Genomic DNA, 23817 nt, shown 5'->3' with positions numbered 1-23817 from the left:
GTACGGCAATGGCGCCGAGTGGCCAGCGGCGCTCCAGCTATTCCAAGCGGGCGCAATATAATCTGTTCACGGGTTACATCGTGGCCGGTGCCGGTGCGCTCATCGGTGCCGTTCTTCTCGGCGTTTCCCTCTTCCAGCCCGATCTGTTCGGCGGTCCGCGCGGAGCGGCGCAGGACGCGGCAACCCCCGCCACCGAAACCGTGGCTGCGGCGCGGACCGGTTCCAAATCGCTGTGGGATTCGATCAGCGGCTACTACCGCGCCGGATCGAAGAACGCCGAACTGAAGCGCGAAATGGAACTTGCCCGCATTCGCCTAGCCGAGGCCGAGGCGCTACGGCAGGAAAACGTGCGTCTCAAGGGCCTGCTCGAATTGCAGGACAAGGATCGCACGCCGGTCGCGGTGGCGCGCCTCGTTGGCTCCACAGCGTCGAGCACGCGCCGCTTCGCCTATCTCGGCGCCGGGTCCGACGACGGGGTCACTGTGGGCATGCCGGTACGCAGCCCGCGCGGCGTGGTTGGACGTATCCTCGAAACCGGCAACTCCTCCTCCCGCGTCCTGCTCCTCACCGACAGCGAGAGTGTCCTTCCCGTGCGCCGGGCGGGTGACGAAACCGTGGCCTTTGCCGAAGGACGCGGCGACAGCCTCCTGCGGATCAAGCTCATCAATCTGGGCATCAATCCGCTGCAACCCGGCGATCTCTTCGTCACCAGCGGCGCGGGCGGATATTATCCGCCGGGTATCGCGGTCGCCATCGTGACCGAGCTGGCGGATGACGGCGGCCTCGCGCGCATCGTCAGCGATCCGGCCGCGACCGATTTCGTCGCCGTGGAACCCATCTTCGAACCCGAGGCCGCCATCGGTGCGGGCACGCCCGTCGAAGAGGAACTGGGCGACTGATGGACCGTATCGAACCGCGTGCCCGCAGCGATGCCTATGGCAGTCGCATAAACCGTTCCCACTCGCCGCTGCTCGCCAACATCATTCCTTGGGCCTCGATCCTGCTCGGATCTTTGCTGCCCATGCTGGCCATCGCGGCGGCACTGCCCATGGTGCCTCCGCTCGGTTTCCTGCTGCTCCTCAGTTGGAGGCTCGTGAGGCCTGGCCTGCTGCCGGTCTGGGCCGGTTTCCCCCTCGGCCTGTTCGACGATCTCTACAGCGGCCAGCCCTTCGGCTTTGCGATCCTGACGTGGTCAGTGACGCTCCTGGTGATCGAACTAGTCGAGATGCGCTGGCCCTGGCGAGCTTTCTGGCAGGACTGGTTCACGGCTGGTATACTCTCGACCCTGTATCTGGTGACAGGGTGGCTCCTTTCGGGGGCCTCCCCCACCCTACCAGCTCTCGTCGCAATCGTGCCGCAACTCGTGCTTACTGTTCTCCTGTTCCCTGTCATTGCCCGCTTCGTCGCCCGGCTCGACGAATTGCGCCTGCGCCGCTGGAGACGTGTCTGATGGGTTTGTTCCGCCGCCGCCGGATAGGCGCTAAGCCGCGCGAACTGGTCAGCCAGACCACGCTGGACAACGCCTTCGATCGCCGCACCTTCGTCATCGGCGCGGGCATGGGCGGCATCGGAACGATCCTTGCCGCACGCATGGCCTACATCGGCATTGCCGAGAACGAACGCTGGGTGCTCGAATCCGAGAGCAATCGCGTCAACCTTTCGTTGATCCCGCCGCGCCGTGGCTGGATCCTTGACCGGAACGGGGCGCCCCTCGCATCGAACCGGGCTGATTTTCGTGTCGACGTCATTCCCGACCGGATAAGTGACAAGGGAGCCACGATCACGGAATTGGCGAAGATCCTCGATCTCTCGTCGAACAACGTTGCTGACATAACCAAGCGAATCGACGAAGCGCGCGGCTTCCAGCCCATCGAGGTCGCAACCGGCCTCGATTACGACCAGTTCGCCGCAATCAGCGTTCGCCTGCCCGATTTACCGGGCGTGGTTCCGCAGCGGGGCTTCTCGCGCTTCTACCCGACCGGGCCCAGCGTCGGCCATTTGATTGGCTATGTCGGTCCGGCTTCGGCGGAAGAATATGAGGAGCGTCCCGATCCGATCCTCATCACGCCGGGATACAAGATCGGCAAGGATGCGCTGGAGTCTCAGTTTGAGGACGAATTGCAGGGCGAACCCGGCGCACGGCGCGTCGAGGTCACGGCCTCGGGCCGCATCGTGCGCGACCTGGAGACGCGCGAAGACAAGCAGGGCGCGCCGGTCCGGTTGACCATCGACGGTCCGCTCCAGGACTACGCTGCGCGCCGCATCGGGCTCGAGAGCGGGTCCTGTGTCGTCATGGATTGCGAAAGCGGCGACATCCTGTGCATGTCCTCCATGCCCAGCTTCGATCCCAACAGCTTTTCGGCCGGCATCGGGCGCGTCGAATATTCGATGCTGCGCGACGACGAGCGCGTGCCGCTGCGCAATAAGGTCCTGAGCGGGCTCTACCCGCCGGGTTCGACCGTCAAGCCGATGCACTGCATGGCCTTCCTCGATGCGGGGATCAAACCGGAGGAAACGATCATCTGCGGCGGCGGGCGCCGGATCGGCAATCGCTTTTTCAACTGCTGGAGCAACCATGGCCAGGTCGACATGGCCAAGGCCATCTACCAGAGCTGCGACAGCTACTTCTACCACTTCGCCCAGCAGATCGGTTTTGAGAAAGTCGCCGAATGGGCGCACAAGATGGGTCTGGGCGAGGAATTCGACCTGCCCGTCACCAGCCAGTTCTACGGCACTGTTCCCGAACCCTCGTGGAAACAACGTAAATACGATCAGGCTTGGCAGCCCTACGACACCGTCAACGCATCGATCGGACAGGGCTATTATCTGGTGAACCCGCTCCAGCTGGCAGTGATGACCTCGCGCCTGGCAACCGGATACAAGGTCGTCCCGCACCTGCGGATGGACGATCCGCGAACTGAGTTCGAACATTTCGACTTCAGCGCCGACGAGATCGACTACGTCCGCAAGGCCATGAGCGACGTCGTCAACGGCCCCGGAACCGCCGGCCGTGCGCGCCTGCCTATCGAAGGCGTCCAAATGGCCGGCAAGACGGGTACCGCACAGGTCGTCTCGCTCAGCATCTCGAACGGCAAGACCGGCCCGTGGAAATACCGCGACCACGGCCTGTTCGTGTTCTTTGCCCCGTTCGACAAACCGAAATACGCCGGCGCGGTGGTGATCGAACATGGCGGGGGCTCAGGCTCGGCCTATCCGATCGCACGCGACGTGATGACCTTCCTGCTCGATCCCGTGAAGGGCATGGAAGCCCTGCGCCCGCTCGAGGAGCAATGGGGCGGCAACGCCCAGCAGCGTCTGGACGCGAAATACCGCGCCTATGCCGCGGCGGCGGGCGAGGTCGTCCAGCCCGTGCCGCAGCGCACCGAGCAGATTTTCGACCAGGTCGAAGCCGAGGCCCGGCTGGCGCAGCGCCAGTCCGAGGCAATGGCCGCCGAGGCCGTCTCGTCGCGCAACGAGGGCTCGCGCCCGCCGAGCAGTTCGGCATCGACATCAGCACCCACTTCGCCCCCTTCAGCCCGGGCTCCCGCCGCAACGCAAGGTGGAACCTCCGAATGAACGGCATCGTCCCGGCTCCCGTTGCGCGCCAGCCCTGGATGATGCTGTTCCCGCTGTTCGGCCTAATCGCTTTCGGAGCGCTGGTCCTGACTTCGGCCGCGGCAGGCAATTTCGACGCCTATGCCAAGTCGCACCTCGTCCGCTTTGCCATCTTCTTCGCAATGGCGATCGTCATCTCGCGCTTCAACAAGCCGACGGTCCAGATGCTGACATACCCCGGCTATCTCGTGATCCTGCTGCTTTTGATGGCGGTGGAGATCGTCGGCCAGGTCGGCGGCGGTAGCCAGCGCTGGCTCGAAGTGGGGCCGATTCGTATCCAGCCTTCCGAACTGATGAAGCCGGCCGCGGTGATCGCGCTGGCCAATTATTACGGCGGGCTTCCCGTCGGAATGGTGCCCACCTGGCGCGCGCTGGTGCCGGCCGGGGCCATCATTCTCGCCCCGATCGCCTTCGTTCTCCTGCAGCCGGATCTCGGCACATCGCTCGCCATCGCCTTCGGCGGCTTCGTGGTGCTGTTTCTTGCCGGCCTGCCCCTGCGGTGGTTCATCATGGCCGGTGTCGCGGGGATTGCGCTGGCCCCGGTCGCCTTCTTCATCGGGCTCCAGCCCTACCAGCAGAAGCGAGTGCTTACCTTCCTCGACCCGGAGAACGATCCGCTGGGCGACGGCTACCAGATCACTCAGTCCAAGATCGCCATCGGCTCGGGGGGGATGTTCGGCAAGGGCTTCAACGAAGGGTCGCAAAGCCACCTCAATTATCTTCCCGAACCGCACACCGATTTCGTTTTCGCCACGATGGCCGAGGAATGGGGCTTCGTCGGCGGGATGTTCATTCTCTTCTGCTTCGGTACGATCCTGTGGTGGGGCATCAGGGTGGCGAGGCGCGCCAACGACCGTTTTTCCAAGCTGCTCGCCGCGGGCATGACGGCGACGATCTTCTTCTACATCGCGATCAACCTGCTGATGGTGATGGGCTTTGCGCCCGTGGTCGGCATTCCGCTGCCCTTCATCAGCCATGGCGGAAGCTCGATGATGACGAACATGATCTGTATCGGGATTCTGATGATGGTGCATCGCTGGAACCGCAAGGCGCCGCGCACCGGCCTTATCGGCAGCTGACGGGTCCTAGAGTTCGACGAGCCCCAGCTTTAGCGCTCGCACAGTTGCCGTAACGCGGTCGTTCGCTTCCAGCTTTTCGTAGAGCCGCTTGGTATAGGTCTTCACCGTTTCGGGAGATATGGCGAGGATCGTTCCGATCTCGACTGAAGTCTTGCCGCTTCCCATGAGTTCCAGCACCTGCCTTTCCCGCTGGGACAGGGATATCTCGGGATTTGCCCTGTCCATGATGCGACAAATTTGTAGGTGCGCCGACGACAGGATGCTGTGCGTCGCGGTGAGCACGCCTTCTGCCAGCTCGGAAGGTTCGCTCGAAAATCCGGCTGATCCGAAGGCGTCCCGATTGCGGGGGCCGTAGAGCGCGAAACCGACCCAATTCCTGACACCCAGCGCACGCAGCTTGTCGAGGTGCGCCTTCACATCCTCCTCCATCGGTGTAATTTCTTCCGCTTTCCGCCAACACAAGATGGGGCCATGGGCGAAGGTCAGCCCCGGTACGGGATCGTTCTCACGAAGGGTTTTGACCTAGAGCCGCTGCTCTTCAAGTGTGAGGCCCTGCACCCAGATGACGGTCCGGCGAGACGTATGCGACGCGAAGACCGGCTTGAAATGATACCCGACCCAGGTCGCGCCAAATTCCTGCAGCTGAGCGAATACGTATTCAAGAATTGCCTCGCAATCCTCCATCCGCTCGATATGTGCCGAAAAATCCTGCATTTTCATGGCCACCTGAGGTTGTCCCCTGACCGTGTGACTACCTTACGCTAAATTACCCGCTAAGGAAGAGTCACAAGATGGTGCGAGCGGAGGAAGAGGCGTTCGGCACCGACAAAAGGGTTGCACAGTGGTCGAACCGACACGCCTCTCCGCAGGCGCTTCAAAACACGCGTCCGATGATCTCGATTGCGAGACGTTGGCTCAATTCGCAGGCGATGGCGCCTGCCGCGAAGTGCTGCTTGCACTTTGCCGCCGAGAGCAGAACGCCGAAGAAACGACGGTGTGGGATATCCATCGCCTGACCGGCCTCCCCTTGCACGAAGCCTTTGCGGCCCTGCGCACTCTCGAATACGGCAAGATCGTCGACATCCTCGACAATCCGAGCGACCCGTTCGGCGCGACGATCCGGCTGCGCGAAGGCGGGATCACTCTGCTCCGCAATCGCAACGTCGCATAAATTTTCGATTAGCGCTTTTTTTCCTCGAAACAGCCGCTATATGAGCGCCTCCCCCGAGTCGGGGAACGCCCGCAACACCGGGCGGGACACGGAATTCTGACCGTGAGTGTGGACGCATAGCTCAGTTGGTAGAGCAGCTGACTCTTAATCAGCGGGTCCTAGGTTCGAGCCCTAGTGCGTCCACCATTTCCTACTCGTCGCGAGCGAAATTCTGTAGGCAGTGTCATGCCGCCGGCTCGCTGTTGATCGCGCCGAGAACGGTTGCATTCTCGGACCTATCCGCTCAAGAAAGTCCCGAAACATGAATTTTCGGGAGAGCGTTGTGAGCGAATTCAGTACAATTCTGGTCGAGCGCAGCAATGCGGTCCTGACAATCACGCTGAACCGGCCCGAACGCCTAAACGCGTGTCCTCCACAGATGGCCGACGAAATCTTCACCGCCATCCGCGATCTAGGCGATGCCCGTGCTGTCATGATCCGCGGTGCCGGGCGCGCCTTCTGCTCTGGTGCAGACCTCGCAGCCAATGCCGAAATGTCGATCTCAGGCGGCGACCGCGCTTTTGCTTCCCTCACCCAGCATTACAATCCCATGGTCGAGGCTCTCGCGGCGCTTCCCGTGCCCGTTGTTTCGCTTGTGCAGGGTCCGGCTGCTGGTGTCGGCTGTTCGATTGCCTTGGCAGCCGATTTCGTGATCGCCGGCAAGAGCGGATACTTCCTGCAGGCCTTCGCCAATATTGGTCTCGTTCCCGACGGTGGTTCGAGTTGGATGTTGCCTCGCCTCATCGGCACGGCGCGGGCCACCAGAATGATGATGCTCGGCGAGAAGATCTTCGCCGAGGAAGCAGAGCGTATCGGGCTTATCTACAAATGCGTCGAGGACGATGAATTGGAAGATGAGGCGACCGCCCTCGTAAAACGGCTTGCCGCTGGCCCGACTGTCGCGCTTGGACAAATGAAGCAGACGCTTCGTCAAGGCCTATCACAGGATTTCACCTCGACACTCGCAGCAGAAGCGCGCGCTCAGCGTATTGCGGGTAACACGGCCGATGCCACCGAAGGCGCGATGGCGTTCCTCCAGAAACGGAAGGCGCAGTATAGGGGAGAGTGAACTTTGTCCGAAATTACCGGCGCGCAGCTTGACGAGTGGCAGAAAGCCGTAGGCAGGGAAATGGTCGAAGAACAAATCATCGACCCCCTTTCCCTCCTCCGCTATGCACGCGCCATAGGTTTGGCTCGCGCGGACGCGGACGTGCCACTGGCGCACTGGGCTTTTTTCCTACCCTGCCCGACCGATGACAAGATTGGCCCTGATGGACACCCGAAACGCGGCAATTTTCTCCCGGCGATCACCCTCCCCAGACGCATGTTTGCCACGGCTTCGATGGATTTCGGTGGTCCTGTTAAGCTCGGTGTACCTGGTAAATTGACGAGCCAGGTTGCAGAGGTAACCCACAAGTCCGGCCGCTCGGGCGACCTGATTTTCGTCGACGTCGATCGGACACTCCAACAGAGCGGTTCGGTGCGCGTGCGCGAACGCCAGACTTACGTATATCGCGATTGGGGTGATCCGGTGCCCATGCCCCATTCAGCGCCAAGCGAGCCGCAGGGCGAGAAGTGGGAGCCGGACGAGGTTAATCTCTTTCGGTTCTCGGCCGCGACGTTCAACGGACATCGCATCCACTACGACCTGCCCTACACGACCGGCGTCGAGGGTTACCCTGCCCTAATCGTTCATGGCCCTTTCACGGCCGCACGTCTTGCCGGACTAGCGATGCGCGGTGGAACCCTTTCAGCGTTCTCCTTTCGAGCGCTCGCCCCGCTTTTTCTTGGCCAGCCAATATACCTGCGTCAGACTTCGGATACCGCATGTGAAGCCGTCAGGGCCGACGGCGTCACGGCAATGACGGCAGAGTTCAAGTATCGATGAAGGACGACCAAACAGTGGATTGGGTCACTCTCGCAGCAGACGCTACCTCCAGTGCGCGCGCCTATGCCGATGCTGTTCACGACAGGGTGGCCCAAAGGATCGCTCCTGGCGGCTCGATCGAAGCCGACCTTGCCGAACGCGAACAGCACATCGTCCATGGTTTCGCATGGATCGCGACCGCAGCAGAGGCGATGACCGCTGTGACCGGATGGGCCGAGCGCGCCCGCGATCGTGGACGTTTCGGTCGGATCGAGGAACTGGTGCTCAAGATAGCCTTCGGCGAATATTGTGCACAAATTGCCGGCGGGCTCCCGATGAGCCAGAACGAGTTCGTCCGGCCAAGCGATTTCGGTCTCGTAGAAAGGGCCGAAGAGTTTGCGGCTTCTGATGCCGCAAGATCGTTTATCATCAAGGGCAACACCGCTGACAATCGCGCCGCACTCGCCGCAATGCTCGCGGATGGGGGGCGACCGTTCGAGGCTTTCGGGGACGAAACGCTGGACATGATCCGTGACCAGTTTCGTTCGTTCACACGCAACAGGATTACACCAAATGCGCACCAGTGGCACCTCGCCGACCAGCTGATCCCGATCAAGGTAGTTGAGGAAATGGCAGAACTCGGGGTGTTCGGTGTCTGCATCACGGAGGAGTACGGTGGACTCGGGCTCGGCAAGTCCGCAATGTGCCTCGTGTCGGAAGAGCTTTCCCGCGGCTGGATTTGCGCCGGTTCACTAGGGACACGTTCGGAAATCGCCGGGGAATTGATTGGCGAGAACGGTACGGAAGAGCAGAAGGCGAAGTTCCTGCCCAAACTCGCCAATGGGTCGATGTTGCCTACCGCCGTGTTCACCGAGCCCGATACGGGATCGGACCTCGCTTCTGTTCGAACGCGCGCCACGATAGCCGAGGATGGCACCTGGCGCCTGAAAGGGGCAAAGACGTGGATCACGCATGCTGCGCGGGCCGACCTGATGACGGTATTGTGCCGCACCAATCCGGACAAAGCGGGCTACGGTAGCCTCTCGATGCTCCTTGCCGAGAAGACTCGTGGAAACGATGAGAACCCCTTCCCCGATGCAGGAATTGCCGGCGACGAAATCGAGGTGCTCGGTTATCGCGGGATGAAGGAATACACGCTGGGATTCGAGGATTTTGCAGTTGCGGCCGATGGCCTGCTCGGAGGAGAAGAGGGCAAGGGCTTCAAGCAATTGATGCGGACCTTTGAAGGTGCGCGCATTCAGACCGCAGCACGTGCGATCGGCGTGGGCTGGAATGCTTTCGACCTGGGCCTTGCCTACGCATTGGAACGCAAGCAGTTCGGCAAGACCTTGCTCTCCTTCCCACGTGTTTCTGACAAACTGGCAATGATGGTTTGCGAACTCGTCATGGCGCGTGAACTGACCTACGCTGCGGCGCGGCGCAAAGATCGGGGGGTGCGCTGCGATATTGAAGCGGGCATGGCGAAACTGCTTGCTGCGCGTGTCGCGTGGGCCAATGCTGACAACGCTCTCCAAATCCATGGTGGAAACGGATATGCGCTAGAATATCCGATAAGCCGTGTGTTGTGCGACGCCCGAATTCTCAACATCTTCGAAGGAGCGGGCGAGATCCAGGCGCAGGTGATCGCGAGAGGTCTGGTGACTTCCCGGAGGAACCACGGCTAAACAAAGACGCGCCCAGTTCACATCCAATGTGACGCTTGATTGCTTATCACATTATGATGTGCTAGCGGGTGCGACCATGGATACGATTGAAAAAGTTCGAACTATTGTCGGCACTGGTCTGATGACCCGCGCCGGCCTTGCCCGCGCCGCTGGCCTCCATGCCAACACCCTTCGCGATTGCACCGATGACAGCTGGAACCCGACCGCAGAGACGCTCGGCAAGCTCGAATCTTTCCTCGAAGCAAATGACGAGACCCCGGTCATCGTCGGCGCCGAGGAAATTATCGACGAAGCGCGCAATGGTCGCATGTTCATTCTCGTCGACGACGAAGACCGCGAGAACGAGGGCGATCTCGTCATCCCGGCACAAATGGCCACGCCCAACGCGATCAATTTCATGGCCACGCATGGTCGCGGTCTCATCTGCCTCTCGCTGGACAGCAAGCGCGTGAAGGCGCTCGGCCTCGAACCGATGAGCCGCGACAATCGCGAGAGCATGCAGACGGCCTTTACCACCTCGATCGAGGCGAAGACGGGTGTGACCACCGGCATCAGCGCGGCCGACCGTTCGCGCACCGTCTCGGTCGCCATCGATCCGACCAAAGGCCCGGACGATATCGTCACGCCCGGCCACGTCTTTCCGCTGACCGCTCGCGACGGCGGCGTGCTGGTACGCGCCGGTCACACCGAGGCCGCGGTGGACATCTCGCGCCTTGCCGGTCTCAACCCCTCCGGCGTGATCTGCGAGATCATGAAGGACGACGGGACCATGGCCCGGCTCGACGATCTGGTCAGCTTCGCGCGCAAGCACGACATGAAGATCGGCACGATCCGCGACCTCATTGAATACCGCATGCGCCACGACCACCTCGTCGAGCGCACGGCGGAGGACACCTTCGATTCCGATTACGGCGGTGCCTGGCGCATGCTGACCTATCGCAACACCGTCGACGGCAGCGAGAGCTACGTTCTGCAGAAGGGCGAGGTGAGCCAAGGCCAGCCCACTCTCACCCGTGTCCATCCGATCTCGATCTTCGATGATGTGCTCGGCAAGCCCGGCCCCCGCAAGCGCACGCTCCAGCGCGCGATGCAGGTCATGGGCGAGCATGGTTCGGGCGTAATCGTCATCATCACCGGCCGCCCGGCCAGCGGCTATGGCCAGAGCGAGGCCGAGCGCAATGTCGGCATCGGTTCGCAGATCCTTGCCGACCTGGGCGTGGAGGACATGATCCTGCTCAGCAATTCGCAACCCACCGTCGTCGCGATCGAAGGCTATGGCCTCAACATCGTCGACCACATGCCCATTCCGGAGTGACCCCCATGGCCAATTTCCTTATCGTCGAAGCGCGTTTCTACGATCATCTGAACGACATGCTGGTGGCAGGCGCCAAGGCCGCTCTGGAAGAAGCGGGCCACAGCGTCGAAGTGCTGACCGTTCCCGGTGCGCTCGAAATTCCGGGCGCTATCGCCCTGGTTGCCGAAACGGGGCGTTATGACGGATTCGTTGCCATCGGCGTGGTGATCCGCGGCGAGACATATCACTTCGAGATCGTCGCCGGCGAAAGTGCGCGCGGCATCATGGCGCTGACCATGGACGGCATTGCCATCGGTAACGGCATCATCACGGTCGAGAACGAGGAGCAGGCGCTGGTCCGCGCCGACCCGTCGAAGAAGGACAAGGGAGGCGAGGCAGCCAAGGCAGCTCTCGCCCTGCTCGACCTGCAGGGGCGGTTCGCGGCCTAGGCTGCGCCGTCCACCATCCCGGTCAGCCCCAGCGGGGCGAAGGGGCCGAGGATGAGTTGTTCGAACACACCGATTCCGTCGCTGCCGTCATTGCCGGTGGCGCGCACCAGCGTCTGTACGTGCAGGTTCTCCGGTGCCAGCGGATTAAGGGCCGCGAGGTCGATGTCCTCGCGTTCTACGCGCAAGGACCCGTGATGCATGCCGTGGCCCCATTCGGGATGCGTGTAGCCTAGGCCGCGCATCTGGAAGCGTCCCAGAGGTTCGAATGTAACCTGCTCGGGCGCGCCCATGACCGCCAGCGACAAAGTGCCGCCCGACGGCCAGCGGGTGTCGGGCAGCAGGCGGGTGCGCATGCTGCCGTGGCCCTCCGCGATATCCGAAGCATCGGCCCCGTCGGGCGCCCAGGCGGCGCGCGTGTTCCAGTCGCGGCCATGGGTGTCGTTGTTGACGTGGAAGAACAGGCTTCCGCTAGGAAAGCTGATCGGCGTCCATTGCCAGAAAAAGCTTGGCAGCGGCGCGCCCGGCATGGGCTGCGGATCGCGCGCGCCAATGGGCCGCACGCCCCAGCTGCGATCGCGCGTGCCGGCGGTGCCGTCGACCATCTCGTGCCGCTCGCCATCAAGCGCGATCCAGCCCTCGTAATGGCCGTTCTGCGTCATTCGCGTGTAATCCATGAAGGCGCGCGGACCGATGCGGTGAGTGAAGCGAGGCTCCTCGATGGGGAAGGCGCGTCCGGTGAAGGTGAATTCGCCCGCGATGCCGTCGGTCTCTTCGATGGTGAGTTTGAGCGCGTGGAGCGGCTCGATCACTTCTATGGAGATCGGGCCCACCCGCATGGCCATCCGCTCCATCCCCATTTCCGAACTCGCGTGCAGGCAATATTGCGTGCCACCCCGGATGAAGCTGAAATGCGCATCCGTTATATCGAGATGGGGGTAAACGCCCAGCGCCAGCGCGAAGAACCCGCTTCCGTCGGGCGCGCAGCCGTTGAAGAAATAGCGGTCATAGAAATTGCGGTCGGTGCCCGCATAGGCCACCGGTTCGGCCGTCTGGTGGATGGGATACTCGTCCCCCTTGGAAAGCGCCATCAGCCCTTCTCCTTCAACGCGCCGATACTGTCATGTTTCAGCGCCAGCGCACAGGCCCCGCGCGCCATGGACAAAAAGTTGGCATCGCCGCGCTCGGTGCGCTCGACAAAGGCAGCGCTGAACACGGCGGTCGAAACGCCGTGCAGGATGCCGAGGCGGTAGTCCTCGGCAATATCCGCCCGGGTCAGGCGCACACCCCTTGCCGCCATCTCGGCGAGATAGAGGTCGAGCAGTTCCTCCTCGTGATCGAGGCCGAGTTGCCCGATCCCGCAGCCGAGGAAATAGCCGATATCGGTCATCGCCTTGCCGATTGTCACCGTCTGCCAGTCGAGGATGGCGATGGGCTCGGAATCGCCTCGGATATCGAACAGCATGTTGTCGAGCCGGAAATCCCCATGGACGAGACACTGGTGATCGGGATCGCGCCGAAAATAGGCCGCGGCCTGCTCCGCCAATTCTGTGCAGACCGCCATGTATTCCGGCTCGAGGGTGTCTGCATAGCGCTCGGCGAAAAGCGCTTGTGCTTGGGGGTACATGGCCCCGACCTTCGCGCCCCAGTCTTCCGTCGGCTGGATCCAGCCCGCTTCCAGAATGTCCTTCCTGCCCCAGCTTGGCGCATGGATCGCCGCGGCCTGCGCGATAGCGGCTTTCGCTTCATCCAAGGTGCATCCAGCGACCTGGTCCCCCTGCCGAGCCGGGCCGAGGTCTTCGAACAGCAGGACGAAGCAGGCCCCGTCTTCGCTCGCTTCGGCGGCGAAGGTCTGTGGCACGCGTACGTCGAGCAGCGGGGCCACCTGTCGGTAGAATTCGACCTCCTTGCGATAGAGTCCGAACATCGCCGCCGTCCCGCGGCTTGTCACGTCGGCCGCAGGAAACTTGCCCGCCAGCGTGGCCGGAACGCCCTCACCTTGTATATGAAAGCGTACACTGTCGCCGACTTGCCCCGTGCCGATCGGCTCCCACGACACCGATCGAACGTGCGCGCCAAAAGTATCGGACAGCCACGCAGGCGTGACTTCGTCAGGATGGACCGGAAATCCGCTCAAGGCCCCTCTCCGACAAAAAGCAATATTGGAACGCTAACCTGTCGCGTTCGTCGTGGCAAACATGGGAAACTGGAAAGCATGAACGGCCCGCTCGAATGGATCGCATCCATCGGCACGGTCATGGCCGCATCGATGATTGCCTTCGACATGGGCCGCCGCGCCACAGCGTGGGGCTTCATCCTGTTCTGCGTTGTCTCCGCGCTTTGGATCTACATCGGGTTGACTGAGGACGCGATGCCGCTGGCCGCGATGAACGCCATACTGCTGCTCATCAACGGCTGGGGCGTGTGGCAATACTGGTTCCACCCGAAAAACCGGGCAGAGGATTAACCGATCAGCACACTATCTTCCCGAAGATCAGCACACTATCTTCCCGAAGCAGTCACGGCCTGCGTAAAATGCGCTGTCGCCCAGCTCTTCCTCAATGCGGATGAGCTGGTTGTACTTGGCGAGCCGATCGCTGCGCGCAAGGCTGCCGGTCTTGATCTGTCCGCAGTTGGTCGCCACGGCGAGGTCCGCGATGGTCGCGTCCTCGGTCTCGCCCGAACGGTGCGACATGACGGCGGTGTAGCTCGCGCGGTTTGCGATGGCGACGGCGTCCAGCGTCTCGGTCAGCGTGCCGATCTGGTTGACCTTCACCAGTAGCGAGTTGGCGAGGCCCTGGTCGATGCCCTCGCGCAAGCGCTGCGGATTGGTGACGAACAGGTCGTCCCCCACCAGCTGGATCGATTTGCCGATACGGTCGGTCAGCGCCTTCCACCCTTCGAAATCGTCTTCGGCCATGCCGTCCTCGATCGAGCGGATCGGATAATCGCGGCACAGCTTGTCGAGATATTCGGCCATCTGGTGGCCGTCGAGCGACAGGTTCTCGCCCGAGATTTGGTATTTGCCGTCCTTGAAGAATTCCGTCGAAGCGCAGTCGAGCGCGAGCATGACGTCGTCGCCCGGTTTGAACCCGGCCTGTTCGACCGAGGCCATGATAAAATCGAGCGCATCGCGCGTGCTGGCAAGGTTCGGCGCAAAACCGCCTTCGTCGCCAACGGCGGTGGCGAGGCCCTTCTCGCTCAGCTTCTTCTTGAGCGTGTGGAAGATCTCAGCGCCCCAGCGCACGGCTTCGGCGAGGCTGTCTGCGCCGACTGGCATTACCATGAATTCTTGGATGTCGATGGGATTGTCGGCGTGCTCGCCGCCGTTGATGATGTTCATCATCGGAACGGGAAGAACATGGGCGGAAACGCCGCCGATATAGCTGTAGAGTGGCAGACCGCGGGCGTTGGCAGCGGCCTTTGCCGTCGCCATGCTGACGCCCAGGATGCCGTTCGCGCCGAGGCGGCCCTTGTTGGGCGTATCGTCGAGAGCGATCATCGAAAGGTCGACGTCGCGCTGGTCCTCGGCGTCGAAATTGCCGACCAGCAGGTCGCGAATTTCAGTGTTTACGGCTTCCACCGCCTTGGTCACGCTCTTGCCCAGATAGCGACCCTTGTCGCCATCGCGCAGTTCCACCGCCTCATGCGCGCCGGTCGACGCGCCCGAGGGCACGGCGGCGCGGCCGAAGCTCCCATCCTCAAGCAACACATCGACCTCCACCGTGGGATTGCCACGGCTATCGAGGATTTCGCGGGCGTGGATGTCGATGATCGCGGTCATGTGATTGATGGACTCCGGTGACAGGTGTTGTAATTCAGTAAAACACCCCCAGATCGAGGGTTCGAAAAGCGCTCTATGCGCCGGAACATCACGGCGCAAGTTGCGTTGCACCATAGAACACCCGGTTCGAGCCAACCGCTAGGAATTGAATACAAATTGAGGGCAAGGACGAGAGCAATGGCAGAAAACACCGCGTCGGGCGCGCCGAAAAAGCCCAAGATCACCGCCAAGACAAAAACCAGCACCGCGAAGAAGCCGCGCAAGACCGTGGCGAAGAAGGGTGCAGCCAAGGAGACAGTCCCCGTGACCAACACCGCTACCGCAACCGAAACCACCGCAACCAATCCGCACCGCGCCGAAGCCAAGAGCCGTTTCAACGCCGCTCTGGACGAAGCCAAGGCCGGCGCCGCTGCGCTCAAGGCCGAAGGTAAGGAACGCGCTGCCGCCTATCGTGGTCAAGCCAAGGGCAAGAGCGAGGATTGGGTCAGCGAAGCCAAGACCTACGGCACCGACGCCAAGGTCAAGGGCAAGGAACTTGCCACCGAAGGCAAGGTAAAGACCAGCGAAGGCCTGCGTTCGCTCAGCCTTTCGATCAGCGAAAACGCGCATCAGGTCGATGAAAAGCTCGGCGCCAAATATGGCGATTATGCCCGCAGCGCCTCGGGTGCGCTCAACGATTACGCCGCCAAGCTCGATGAAAAGAGCGTCGACGACCTCGTTGAAGACGGCCGCGAATTCGTCCGCAAGAGCCCGGGCACGGCCATCGGCATCGCGGCTGTTGCTGGCTTCATGCTTTCGCGCCTTTTCCGTCGCTAAGATTTAGCGACAACACGGGAAATGATGCGGGACGAAGAAACCAGGGAACGGGCGGAACACGAAGGTCCGCTCGACCTGCCCGACGATTTCGAGGGCATCGAGGAGGATGAGGGCGCCCATCGCCCTTCTCTTGCCGAAGATGTCCTCGCGCTGTTCGAAGACGGCAAGACCTATGCCGAGGCGGAGATCGCCTATCAGAAGAGCCGCGCGAGCTTTACAGCCAACCGACTCAAGGGCGCCATTGCCATCGGGCTTGGCGCCTTTGGCGTTTTCCACCTCGCCCTGATCGCCTTTACGGTGGGGCTTGTCATTGCTCTCGTCCCGCTGGTGGGTCCGTGGATCGCGACGGCCATCGTCACCATCGCGTTGCTTGTCATCGGCGTAGTCCTCCTGAAAATGCTGAAGGGTCGGATCGACGATATTCGCGATGCCTTTGCGGAAAAGGAGAAGGGCGATGAGTGACCGCAAGGCGCAGATGCTTGCCGACCGGTACTTGCGCGATTCCGCGCGGGCGCTCGTCGACGCCGATATCGAGCACATCAAGGCCGATTTCGCGCACAAGGGCCTTGGCGAGCGAGCCATGGACCGCGTGACAGACGGCGCGATGGACCTCTACGAGGAAGCCATCGAAGTGGCCGAGGATAACAAGGGCGCGCTTGCTGCGCTCATTGCCGCAGTCGTCGTGTGGTTCGCCCGCAACCCGATCCTTGCCGCCTTCGGCCTCGCGCCGGAAGGTGAGGACGAGGAAGACGACGACGGGTGGGACCTTCGCGACGAATTGGCGGAACGTTTAGGGCGCTAATCCCGTTGGTCTAACGAACACAAATTCAAGGATATACCCCATGGCCGACACCGCCGAAACCACCGAAAACAACGTCACCCCGATCAGCGCCGACAGCCAGCTGACCGACCAGGAAAAGCGCGACCAGTTGCGCGCCAGGATCGAAGCGGGTGAACGCCGCAACGAAGAACGCTCGCTGATGGACCAGGCCAAGGATGTCGCCGACAGCGCCGTCGAATTCGCCAAGAAGCACCCGGTCGCCACTGTCGCCGGTGCCGTTGCCGTTGGTCTTGCCATTGGCGCGATGACGCGCCGTGGCCGCGAACTGGGCCGCCGTGGTGGCTCGTGGGCGTCCTACGCCGCAGACACAGCGCTCGCCTATGGTCTCTCGTTAATCGAAGGCGCTGGCGACAAGTTCGAAGACATGACAGACGCGGCGGGAACGCAGGGCCGTCGCCTCAAGCGCGACGCCGGTTACCGCCTCGATTCAATGGGCGACAGCCTGCGCTCGAGCGGCCGCCGCGCAAACCGCAAATCGTCGCGCGCCTATCGCGATCTTCGCGCGCGCCTGGCGAACTAAACTCTTCCTAAACCAGATTGCCGTAGCGGCGTGACAGGGTTGCCTGTCGCGCCGCTTCCGCTATGGGGCGTGGCCGTTATCTCCCTCCCCAAACGGAAGAACGGACCAATGGAAGAAAAAGAGAGCAAGCAGACGCTCTACCTGGTGATGGGCGGCCGCGTGACCGACCCGCGCAGCGTCACCTTTTCGGATCCCGAGAGCATCCACGTCGCTGGCGTTTACTCCAGCTATGACGACGCCGAAAGCGCATGGCGCGGCAACGCTCAGCGCACGGTCGACGATGCGGAAATGAAATACGTCATCGTCCACCTGCACAAGCTGCTCGATCCGGACGCATAGGGACCCGAGGACCGATGGCCTATTCGATCCGCTCTTTCGAGGAAGGCGATGCCGAAGCGCTCGCCGAGCTCGGCCGCGCGGCCATCGGGGCCATCGGACCGGAAGCCTATACCGAGGAACAGGTGGAGGCCTGGCTGGCCAATTTCGCCGGTCCCGAAGTCTATCAGGCACAGGCCGACGCCGGCACCCAGATCTTCATCGCCACCGACGAGGACGATACGCCCGTCGCCTATGCGATGCTGGAGCTGACCGGCCATCTCGACCACCTCTACTGCCACCCCGACCATACCGACGAAGGCATTGCGTCCAGCCTGCTGGCGACGGCGGCGCTATACGCCAAGTATCACGGGATCACCCACCTCTTCACCGAGGCGAGCGAGATCGCCAAGCCCGCCTTCGAAAGCGCAGGCTATACGGCGATGAAGAAGCGCACCTTCGAAATCGACGGTGTCGAGATCACCAACTGGGCGATGGTGCGCGAAATCGAACAGGCGAAACCCGCCCCGAAAAAGACGGGCCGGCTTTCCAACACCTGATCAGCGAAGGCTGGCCGTCACAGGCGGCGCACGCAGCGCCCGCCCGCATGTTCAGATGAATTCGATCTTGTCGATGAGGTAGAACTTGTCGCCGCTCGGCACGGTGACCTCGACCTCTTCTTCCACCTGCTTGCCGATCAGGGCGCGCGCGATGGGCGAGGTGTAGCTGATGCGGCCCTTGCTCGCATCGGCTTCGGTCTGGCCGACGATCTGGTATTTCACCGGCTTGTCGTCCTCGTCGAGCAGGGTCACGGTCGCGCCGAAGATCACCTTGTCGCCCGAAAGCGTGGTCGGGTCGATGATCTGCGCGCGGCTGATCTTGTCTTCCAGGTCGCCGATCATGGCTTCGACCTGGCCCTGGCGCTCCTTCGCCGCGTGGTATTCCGCGTTCTCGGAGAGGTCGCCATGCGCGCGCGCTTCCTCGATTGCATCGACAATTCGCGGGCGCTCGGCGCGCAAGACCTTCAGGTCTGCGGTCAGCTTCTCATAGCCCTCGGCCAGCATCGGCACCTTATCCATGGGACCCCTTTGTCCTTTCTCGCAAAGCGTTCCCTCCCCGGACCATTCGACCCCGGTCCGCGAAGTGCGGAACCTCTGTTGGTCGAATGTTAGGAAGGGTACGCGTCTAGTTCTTAGGAGCTATAATAGTCCTGCAGGGACCGCACTTCAAGCTGCTCGGTCGAAACCTCCGCAATTGCACGCGCTGCGGCAAGACTACCCGCGGCGGTCGTGTAATAGGGCAGCTTCTTTTCGAGCGCAGCTTCGCGGATCGACTGGCTATCCAGCAAGGACTGCCAGCCCTCGGTCGAATTGAAGATCAAGGCCACTTCGCCGTCGATAATGGCATCGACGATATGCGGGCGCCCTTCGGCTACTTTGTTGACCCGCTCGACCTCCAGCCCCTGTTCGGACAGGAATCGCTGCGTGCCACCGGTGGCGATGACCTTGAACCCTTGGTCGAGGATGGTCTTCACGGCGGGAAGGATCACGTCCTTGTCGCTGTCCTTGACCGACACGAAGACCGTGCCGCCGGTCGGCAGCGTCATGCCGGCCCCCAGCTGCGACTTGTAAAAGGCAGCGGGGAAGCCGCGGTCGATGCCCATGACCTCGCCGGTCGACTTCATTTCGGGCGAAAGGACCGGGTCCGAACCCGGGAAACGCGCGAAGGGGAAGACGGCTTCCTTCACAGCCATGTGGTTGGGCTTGAGATCGAAGGGCTCGAAAATCGACAGCGGTTCGCCTGCCATCACGCGCGCGGCGACCTTGGCGACCGGTTGGCCGATGGCCTTGGCCACGAAAGGCACGGTGCGGCTGGCACGCGGGTTGACCTCGATCAGGTAGACCTCGCCATCCTTCACCGCGAACTGGACGTTCATCAGGCCTCGTACCTCGAGGGCCTCGGCCAGCGCCTTGGCTTGACGTTCCATTTCCTCGACGATGTCGGCGGGCAGGCTGTAAGGCGGCAGGGTGCAGGCGCTGTCGCCCGAGTGCACGCCGGCTTCCTCGATATGCTGCATGACACCCGCAATGCGCACCTCGCTGCCGTCCGAGACCACATCGACGTCGCATTCCACCGCGTCGCGCAGATACTGGTCGACCAGCACCGGGCTGTCACCCGAGACGTTCACGGCGGTATTGATGTAATCATCGAGCTGCGGCTCGCTGTCGACGATCTCCATCGCGCGTCCGCCCAGCACATAGCTGGGACGCAGCAGGACGGGGTAGCCGATGCGCGCGGCGGCAGCGGCGGCCTCGTCACGGCTCTTGGCGATGCCGTTGAGCGGCTGCTTGAGGTTCAGTTTGTTGACCAGCCTGGCAAAGCGTTCGCGGTCTTCGGCAAGGTCGATTGCATCCGGCGAGGTGCCGAGGATGGGAATGCCTTCGCGTTCGAGCGCAGCGGCGAGCTTGAGCGGAGTCTGGCCGCCGAACTGGACGATCACGCCCACCAGTTCGCCCTTCGACATCTCGACGCGCATGATCTCGAGCACGTCTTCCTCGGTCAGCGGCTCGAAATAGAGGCGGTCGGACGTATCGTAATCGGTCGAGACCGTTTCTGGATTGCAATTGACCATGATGGTCTCGAACCCGGCTTCGGCCAGCGCGAAGCAGGCGTGAACGCAGCAATAGTCGAACTCGATACCTTGCCCGATCCGGTTCGGGCCGCCACCGAGGATAACTATCTTCTTGCGGTCGCTTGGATCGGCCTCATCCTCGGCCTCACCGAAGCTGGGCGCTTCGTAGGTCGAATACATATAGGGCGTGATGGCTTCGAATTCGGCAGCGCAGCTGTCGATGCGCTTGTAGACGGGGTACACGCCCAGCTTGTGGCGCAGCTTGCGAACTTCCTGTTCGCTCGTGGCTCCGGCCATGGCGCGCAAGGCATCGTGCAGCAGGCCCGAACGGCGCGCCTGCGTTTCAGCAAGACCGCCGGCGACACCCACCGACCGCACGGCCAGCGTGGCGAGGCGCTTGTCGGAGAAGCCCATCGCTTTCAAGCGGCGCATTTCTGCCTCGTCGCGCGGCAGGCCGTTATGGCCGAGCATCTTCTCTTCGTAAATGATCGCTTCGATCTGTCGCAGGAACCAGGGGTCGAAACCAGTGATCTGGTTGATTTCCTCGACAGTAAACTCCTCGCGGAACGCCTGGGCGATCTTGAGGATGCGGTCAGGCGTGCGCTGGCTGAGTGCCGCAGTAATCTTCTCGCGGCTGACGCCTTCGAGTTCGGGCACGCGGTTAAAACCGTCGAGGCCGGTTTCGAGGCCGCGCAGCGCCTTCTGCATCGATTCCGCGAAGCAGCGGCCGATGGCCATCACCTCGCCGACCGACTTCATCGCGGTCGAGAGCTCGTTCTTCGCACCCTTGAACTTCTCGAAGGCGAAGCGCGGGATCTTGGTCACGACATAGTCGATGGTCGGCTCGAAACTTGCCGGGGTCGCGCCGGTGATCTCGTTCTGGATCTCGTCGAGCGTGTAACCCACGGCGAGCTTCGCCGCGACGCGCGCGATCGGAAAGCCAGTGGCCTTGGATGCCAGCGCCGAGGACCGCGACACGCGCGGGTTCATCTCGATCACGATCAGGCGGCCGTCAGCGGGATTGACTGCGAACTGTACGTTCGAACCGCCTGTTTCCACACCGATTTCACGCAGCACCTCGATCGAGGCGGTGCGCATGATCTGGTATTCCTTGTCGGTCAGCGTCAGCGCGGGCGCAATGGTGATGCTGTCGCCGGTGTGCACGCCCATCGGATCGACGTTCTCGATCGAACAGATGATGATGCAATTGTCCTTGCGGTCGCGCACCACCTCCATCTCGAATTCTTTCCAGCCGAGGAGCGATTCCTCGATCAGGACTTCGGTGGTGGGCGAGGCGTCGAGACCTTCGCGCACGATCTTGTCGAATTCGGCCTTGTTGTAGGCGATGCCGCCGCCCGTCCCGCCGAGCGTGAAGCTGGGGCGGATGATGGCCGGAAGCCCTGTACGCTCCAGCACCGCGAACGCCTCGTCGACCGTGTTGGCCACGCCGCTGCGCGCGCTTTCGAGGCCGATCTTGTCCATCGCCTCGCGGAAACGCTGGCGGTTTTCCGCCTTGTCGATGGCGTCGGCGTTGGCACCGATCATCTGAACGCCGTACTTCTCAAGCGTACCGTCGTTGAAGAGCGCGAGCGCGCAGTTGAGGGCGGTCTGCCCACCCATCGTCGGCAGGACGGCGTCGGGGCGTTCCTTATCGATAATCTTGGCGACGATTTCGGGCGTGATCGGCTCGATGTAGGTCGCGTCGGCCATTTCCGGATCGGTCATGATCGTGGCCGGGTTCGAGTTGACCAGGATGACACGGTAGCCCTCTTCCTTCAGAGCCTTGATCGCCTGGGTGCCGGAATAGTCGAACTCGCACGCCTGGCCGATAATGATCGGGCCGGCGCCGATTACGAGGATCGAGGAGATGTCGGTGCGTTTGGGCATGGGAGCTTTCGTCTAGGAAGCGGAAACGGCCGCGCGCTGGCCGGAAGTGCGGAAGAACAGGCCGTCGAAACCGGCGGTGATCTGGTTGCGGACCTTGTCCGGAATGTCGCAGCGATCGGTGACGCGGCCGACCAGGCTTTCCATACGGTCGCGGATGTCGGTGAGTTCGCTGGCTTCGTCAGCAGAGAGAGGGGTGAACGTGTCCTCCACCTCGAATTCGCCTTTGCCACCAAGACAGGGAGCAGCGCGCGCGGTCAGCGTCGCGCCCACACCGCCGCTCTTGGGTTCGAGTGCGTAGACGAGCGTCAATTGGTCGAGCTGGCGCCGCATGCGAAGACCTTCGCCTTCCTCGCGCACCTGCCAACCGGTGTCGCCCTGCGGCATCCCATCGGCATTGCGGCCCACCTGCGTCTCGGCATCGTTTCCGCAAGCGCTCAGTCCGAAAACCAAAGAGGCAGCAAACGAGCCTTTTGCCAAGCGCGTCAAACACGTCATCCCAACATCCCCACGAATTTCTCGAACAAGTAAAAGCTGTCCTGCGGCCCGGGCGAAGCTTCGGGGTGGTATTGCACGCCAAACGCCTTCTTGCCACGGATCGAGATACCGCAATTGGTCCCGTCGAACAGCGAGACATGCGTCTGCTCGACAATGTCCGGCAGTGTCTTGCCATCGACGGCGAACCCGTGATTCATGCTGGTGATCTCGACGAGACCTGTGCTCTCACCCCAGCCCTCCCCGACGCGCTGCACGGGATGGTTCGCACCCCGGTGGCCCTGGAACATCTTGGCGGTCTTCGCACCCGCCGCCAAGGCGAGCATCTGGTGGCCGAGGCAGATGCCGAAGAGCGGGATGTCGCGGTCGAGCAGCCCTTTGATCACCGGCACGGCATATTCGCCCGTCGCCGCCGGATCGCCCGGGCCGTTCGAAAGAAATACCCCGTCGGGCTGAAGCGCGAGGACATCTTCGAGGCTCGTGCGCGCAGGGACTACCGTCACCTTCGCGCCGGCCTTCACGAGATTGCGAAAGATGTTGTCCTTCGCGCCGTAATCGATGGCGACGACATGCGGGCTGGTGTTGTTGGCCTCCGAATGCCCCGTACCGAGCTGCCAATAGCCGCCTTTCCATTCCTCATGCGCATCGCGCGTCACGCCGGGCACGAGGTCGAGGCCTTCGAGCCCGCTCCATTCGGCGGCTTGCTTCTTCAGCGCCTTCATGTCGAACCGGCCGCGCGGGTTGTGCGCGATCACCGCGTTGGGCGCGCCCTGCATGCGGATGCGGCGGGTCAGCGCGCGGGTGTCGACGCCCGACAAACCGATCTTGCCATGGCGCACGCACCATTCGACGAATTCGTCGCGGGCGCGGAAATTCGAGTGGCGGGTGACGTCCTGCCGCACTACCAGGCCGACGGCTCCGAGACCGCGGCTTTCCACGTCTTCCTCATTCGCGCCGACATTGCCGATATGCGGGAAGGTGAAGGTAACGATCTGGCTGTCGTAGGAAGGATCGGTCATCACTTCCTGATAGCCGGTTATCGCGGTGTTGAAGCAGACTTCGCCCACCGCGCTTCCGCTGGCGCCGAAGCCTTTGCCCCAGATACAGGTACCATCCGCAAAGACGATAACGCCAGTCGCGCCTTTGGGTTGCGCGTGCGAGAATGCGGACAGGGCCATGGGGGCGCTCCGGGTCAGGGGTTTCCAGCGATGTGTGCTAAGTCCCAGCCGCTAGGGACCGCAGCGATTCCCGTCAAGCTGCCATGCGCTGGAACACTTGGCTTTCTGCGGCCTTCCATTACATGAGCCGTGAAACTTCCACAGCTTAGACATCAG

General features: G+C 62.3%; 26 protein-coding genes and 1 tRNA gene. 18 read left to right on the top strand and 9 right to left on the bottom strand.

Annotation, left to right across the window (positions count from 1 at the left end; genetic code table 11):
• The first annotated feature begins 8 nt into the window (after positions 1-8).
• From mreC to rodA, 4 genes are read left to right on the top strand one after another with little or no spacing between them, the layout of a single operon-like run.
• Complete coding sequence (gene mreC, locus ED21_RS01505) at positions 9-899, top strand: rod shape-determining protein MreC (RefSeq protein ID WP_006832041.1); 891 nt, start codon at positions 9-11, stop codon at positions 897-899.
• On the top strand, positions 899-1450 hold the full coding sequence (locus tag ED21_RS01500; protein ID WP_006832040.1) for a hypothetical protein: 552 nt from the start codon (positions 899-901) through the stop codon (positions 1448-1450). The genes mreC and ED21_RS01500 overlap by 1 nt, the downstream gene beginning before the upstream one ends.
• A complete protein-coding gene (mrdA, locus tag ED21_RS01495) occupies positions 1450-3576 on the top strand; it encodes a penicillin-binding protein 2 (RefSeq protein WP_006832039.1) in 2127 nt (708 codons plus the stop codon). The genes ED21_RS01500 and mrdA overlap by 1 nt, the downstream gene beginning before the upstream one ends.
• Positions 3573-4694, top strand: a complete 1122-nt coding sequence (gene rodA, locus ED21_RS01490; protein WP_006832038.1) for a rod shape-determining protein RodA — start codon at positions 3573-3575, stop codon at positions 4692-4694. The genes mrdA and rodA overlap by 4 nt, the downstream gene beginning before the upstream one ends.
• A gap of 6 nt (positions 4695-4700) precedes the next feature.
• Here the strand turns inward: rodA and ED21_RS01485 are convergent, their stop codons facing one another.
• Together ED21_RS01485 and ED21_RS01480 are read right to left on the bottom strand one after the other, a co-directional pair.
• A complete protein-coding gene (locus tag ED21_RS01485; RefSeq protein WP_006832037.1) occupies positions 4701-5123 on the bottom strand; it encodes a response regulator transcription factor in 423 nt (140 codons plus the stop codon).
• Between the two features lie 93 nt (positions 5124-5216).
• Positions 5217-5420 (bottom strand): hypothetical protein, encoded by a 204-nt coding sequence (locus tag ED21_RS01480; protein WP_034920941.1) that lies wholly within the window; start codon positions 5418-5420, stop codon positions 5217-5219.
• Positions 5421-5535: 115 nt separating this feature from the next.
• On the opposite strand from ED21_RS01480, the gene ED21_RS01475 reads away from it, so the two are divergent.
• The 7 genes from ED21_RS01475 (at position 5536) to ribH (ending at position 11199) form a co-directional block, all read left to right on the top strand.
• On the top strand, positions 5536-5865 hold the full coding sequence (locus ED21_RS01475; protein WP_156787216.1) for a hypothetical protein: 330 nt from the start codon (positions 5536-5538) through the stop codon (positions 5863-5865).
• Positions 5866-5975: 110 nt separating this feature from the next.
• Positions 5976-6051 (top strand) — tRNA-Lys (locus tag ED21_RS01470).
• 115 nt (positions 6052-6166) lie between these two features.
• The gene (locus ED21_RS01465) at positions 6167-6973 is read left to right on the top strand and encodes an enoyl-CoA hydratase-related protein (protein WP_006832034.1); all 807 of its coding nucleotides are present in this window, start codon (positions 6167-6169) and stop codon (positions 6971-6973) included.
• 3 nt (positions 6974-6976) lie between these two features.
• On the top strand, positions 6977-7792 hold the full coding sequence (locus tag ED21_RS01460) for a hypothetical protein (protein ID WP_006832033.1): 816 nt from the start codon (positions 6977-6979) through the stop codon (positions 7790-7792).
• Complete coding sequence (locus ED21_RS01455) at positions 7789-9456, top strand: acyl-CoA dehydrogenase family protein (RefSeq protein ID WP_006832032.1); 1668 nt, start codon at positions 7789-7791, stop codon at positions 9454-9456. Before ED21_RS01460 ends, ED21_RS01455 begins: the two co-directional genes overlap by 4 nt.
• A 76-nt stretch (positions 9457-9532) precedes the next feature.
• Positions 9533-10771 (top strand): 3,4-dihydroxy-2-butanone-4-phosphate synthase, encoded by a 1239-nt coding sequence (gene ribB / locus ED21_RS01450; protein WP_034920938.1) that lies wholly within the window; start codon positions 9533-9535, stop codon positions 10769-10771.
• A gap of 5 nt (positions 10772-10776) precedes the next feature.
• Positions 10777-11199 (top strand): 6,7-dimethyl-8-ribityllumazine synthase, encoded by a 423-nt coding sequence (gene ribH / locus ED21_RS01445; RefSeq protein ID WP_006832030.1) that lies wholly within the window; start codon positions 10777-10779, stop codon positions 11197-11199.
• Here the strand turns inward: ribH and ED21_RS01440 are convergent.
• On the bottom strand, positions 11196-12287 hold the full coding sequence (locus ED21_RS01440) for a hypothetical protein (RefSeq protein ID WP_006832029.1): 1092 nt from the start codon (positions 12285-12287) through the stop codon (positions 11196-11198). The genes ribH and ED21_RS01440 overlap by 4 nt on opposite strands.
• Positions 12287-13333 (bottom strand): aminoglycoside phosphotransferase family protein, encoded by a 1047-nt coding sequence (locus ED21_RS01435; RefSeq protein WP_156787214.1) that lies wholly within the window; start codon positions 13331-13333, stop codon positions 12287-12289. The genes ED21_RS01440 and ED21_RS01435 overlap by 1 nt, the downstream gene beginning before the upstream one ends.
• 78 nt (positions 13334-13411) lie before the next feature.
• Here ED21_RS01435 and ED21_RS01430 point away from each other — a divergent pair, with 78 nt between their 5' ends.
• On the top strand, positions 13412-13663 hold the full coding sequence (locus ED21_RS01430; RefSeq protein WP_006832027.1) for a hypothetical protein: 252 nt from the start codon (positions 13412-13414) through the stop codon (positions 13661-13663).
• 27 nt (positions 13664-13690) lie between these two features.
• On the opposite strand, the gene eno is transcribed toward ED21_RS01430, so the two are convergent.
• On the bottom strand, positions 13691-14980 hold the full coding sequence (gene eno / locus ED21_RS01425; RefSeq protein WP_006832026.1) for a phosphopyruvate hydratase: 1290 nt from the start codon (positions 14978-14980) through the stop codon (positions 13691-13693).
• Positions 14981-15157: 177 nt separating this feature from the next.
• Between eno and ED21_RS01420 the strand changes: the two genes are divergently transcribed.
• The 6 genes from ED21_RS01420 (at position 15158) to ED21_RS01395 (ending at position 18032) form a co-directional block, all read left to right on the top strand.
• A complete protein-coding gene (locus ED21_RS01420) occupies positions 15158-15796 on the top strand; it encodes a hypothetical protein (RefSeq protein WP_006832025.1) in 639 nt (212 codons plus the stop codon).
• A gap of 21 nt (positions 15797-15817) precedes the next feature.
• Positions 15818-16258, top strand: coding sequence for a phage holin family protein (locus ED21_RS01415; protein ID WP_006832024.1), 441 nt, complete (start codon positions 15818-15820; stop codon positions 16256-16258).
• Positions 16251-16598, top strand: coding sequence for a hypothetical protein (locus ED21_RS01410; protein WP_006832023.1), 348 nt, complete (start codon positions 16251-16253; stop codon positions 16596-16598). The genes ED21_RS01415 and ED21_RS01410 overlap by 8 nt, the downstream gene beginning before the upstream one ends.
• A 40-nt stretch (positions 16599-16638) precedes the next feature.
• Positions 16639-17157: a hypothetical protein gene (locus ED21_RS01405; protein ID WP_006832022.1), complete on the top strand. Its 519-nt coding sequence runs from the start codon at positions 16639-16641 to the stop codon at positions 17155-17157.
• A 108-nt stretch (positions 17158-17265) separates the two neighbouring features.
• On the top strand, positions 17266-17496 hold the full coding sequence (locus tag ED21_RS01400; RefSeq protein WP_006832021.1) for a DUF4170 domain-containing protein: 231 nt from the start codon (positions 17266-17268) through the stop codon (positions 17494-17496).
• 14 nt (positions 17497-17510) lie between these two features.
• The gene (locus tag ED21_RS01395) at positions 17511-18032 is read left to right on the top strand and encodes a GNAT family N-acetyltransferase (protein WP_006832020.1); all 522 of its coding nucleotides are present in this window, start codon (positions 17511-17513) and stop codon (positions 18030-18032) included.
• A 51-nt stretch (positions 18033-18083) separates the two neighbouring features.
• Here ED21_RS01395 and greA read toward each other — a convergent pair whose 3' ends face one another.
• The 4 genes from greA to carA form a co-directional block, all read right to left on the bottom strand.
• Positions 18084-18551: a transcription elongation factor GreA gene (gene greA, locus ED21_RS01390; RefSeq protein ID WP_006832019.1), complete on the bottom strand. Its 468-nt coding sequence runs from the start codon at positions 18549-18551 to the stop codon at positions 18084-18086.
• 113 nt (positions 18552-18664) lie between these two features.
• Positions 18665-21991, bottom strand: a complete 3327-nt coding sequence (gene carB, locus ED21_RS01385) for a carbamoyl-phosphate synthase large subunit (RefSeq protein WP_006832018.1) — start codon at positions 21989-21991, stop codon at positions 18665-18667.
• Between the two features lie 12 nt (positions 21992-22003).
• Positions 22004-22486 carry a hypothetical protein gene (locus tag ED21_RS01380; RefSeq protein WP_156787212.1) on the bottom strand — a complete coding sequence of 161 codons (483 nt, stop codon included), beginning with the start codon at positions 22484-22486 and terminating at the stop codon, positions 22004-22006.
• Entirely contained in the window at positions 22483-23661 is a 1179-nt protein-coding gene (gene carA / locus ED21_RS01375) for a glutamine-hydrolyzing carbamoyl-phosphate synthase small subunit (RefSeq protein ID WP_006832016.1), read from the bottom strand. Before carA ends, ED21_RS01380 begins: the two co-directional genes overlap by 4 nt.
• Positions 23662-23817 lie beyond the last annotated feature (156 nt).

The organism is Erythrobacter sp. SD-21, from assembly GCF_000181515.1.
Classification (GTDB): domain Bacteria; phylum Pseudomonadota; class Alphaproteobacteria; order Sphingomonadales; family Sphingomonadaceae; genus Qipengyuania.
Note: the sequence above shows the minus strand (reverse complement) of the source record. Positions and strands in the feature narration are given on the sequence as shown.

Coding starts and splice junctions, on each gene's coding strand:
- mreC (WP_006832041.1), top strand. CDS start 9: ATGGCGCCGAGTGGCCAGCGGCGCTCCAGCTATTCCAAGCGGGCGCAA.
- ED21_RS01500 (WP_006832040.1), top strand. CDS start 899: ATGGACCGTATCGAACCGCGTGCCCGCAGCGATGCCTATGGCAGTCGC.
- mrdA (WP_006832039.1), top strand. CDS start 1,450: ATGGGTTTGTTCCGCCGCCGCCGGATAGGCGCTAAGCCGCGCGAACTG.
- rodA (WP_006832038.1), top strand. CDS start 3,573: ATGAACGGCATCGTCCCGGCTCCCGTTGCGCGCCAGCCCTGGATGATG.
- ED21_RS01485 (WP_006832037.1), bottom strand. CDS start 5,123: ATGGAGGAGGATGTGAAGGCGCACCTCGACAAGCTGCGTGCGCTGGGT.
- ED21_RS01465 (WP_006832034.1), top strand. CDS start 6,167: ATGAATTTTCGGGAGAGCGTTGTGAGCGAATTCAGTACAATTCTGGTC.
- ED21_RS01455 (WP_006832032.1), top strand. CDS start 7,789: ATGAAGGACGACCAAACAGTGGATTGGGTCACTCTCGCAGCAGACGCT.
- ribB (WP_034920938.1), top strand. CDS start 9,533: ATGGATACGATTGAAAAAGTTCGAACTATTGTCGGCACTGGTCTGATG.
- ribH (WP_006832030.1), top strand. CDS start 10,777: ATGGCCAATTTCCTTATCGTCGAAGCGCGTTTCTACGATCATCTGAAC.
- ED21_RS01440 (WP_006832029.1), bottom strand. CDS start 12,287: ATGGCGCTTTCCAAGGGGGACGAGTATCCCATCCACCAGACGGCCGAA.
- ED21_RS01430 (WP_006832027.1), top strand. CDS start 13,412: ATGAACGGCCCGCTCGAATGGATCGCATCCATCGGCACGGTCATGGCC.
- eno (WP_006832026.1), bottom strand. CDS start 14,980: ATGACCGCGATCATCGACATCCACGCCCGCGAAATCCTCGATAGCCGT.
- ED21_RS01420 (WP_006832025.1), top strand. CDS start 15,158: ATGGCAGAAAACACCGCGTCGGGCGCGCCGAAAAAGCCCAAGATCACC.
- ED21_RS01415 (WP_006832024.1), top strand. CDS start 15,818: ATGATGCGGGACGAAGAAACCAGGGAACGGGCGGAACACGAAGGTCCG.
- ED21_RS01410 (WP_006832023.1), top strand. CDS start 16,251: ATGAGTGACCGCAAGGCGCAGATGCTTGCCGACCGGTACTTGCGCGAT.
- ED21_RS01405 (WP_006832022.1), top strand. CDS start 16,639: ATGGCCGACACCGCCGAAACCACCGAAAACAACGTCACCCCGATCAGC.
- ED21_RS01400 (WP_006832021.1), top strand. CDS start 17,266: ATGGAAGAAAAAGAGAGCAAGCAGACGCTCTACCTGGTGATGGGCGGC.
- ED21_RS01395 (WP_006832020.1), top strand. CDS start 17,511: ATGGCCTATTCGATCCGCTCTTTCGAGGAAGGCGATGCCGAAGCGCTC.
- greA (WP_006832019.1), bottom strand. CDS start 18,551: ATGGATAAGGTGCCGATGCTGGCCGAGGGCTATGAGAAGCTGACCGCA.
- carB (WP_006832018.1), bottom strand. CDS start 21,991: ATGCCCAAACGCACCGACATCTCCTCGATCCTCGTAATCGGCGCCGGC.
- ED21_RS01380 (WP_156787212.1), bottom strand. CDS start 22,486: ATGACGTGTTTGACGCGCTTGGCAAAAGGCTCGTTTGCTGCCTCTTTG.
- carA (WP_006832016.1), bottom strand. CDS start 23,661: ATGGCCCTGTCCGCATTCTCGCACGCGCAACCCAAAGGCGCGACTGGC.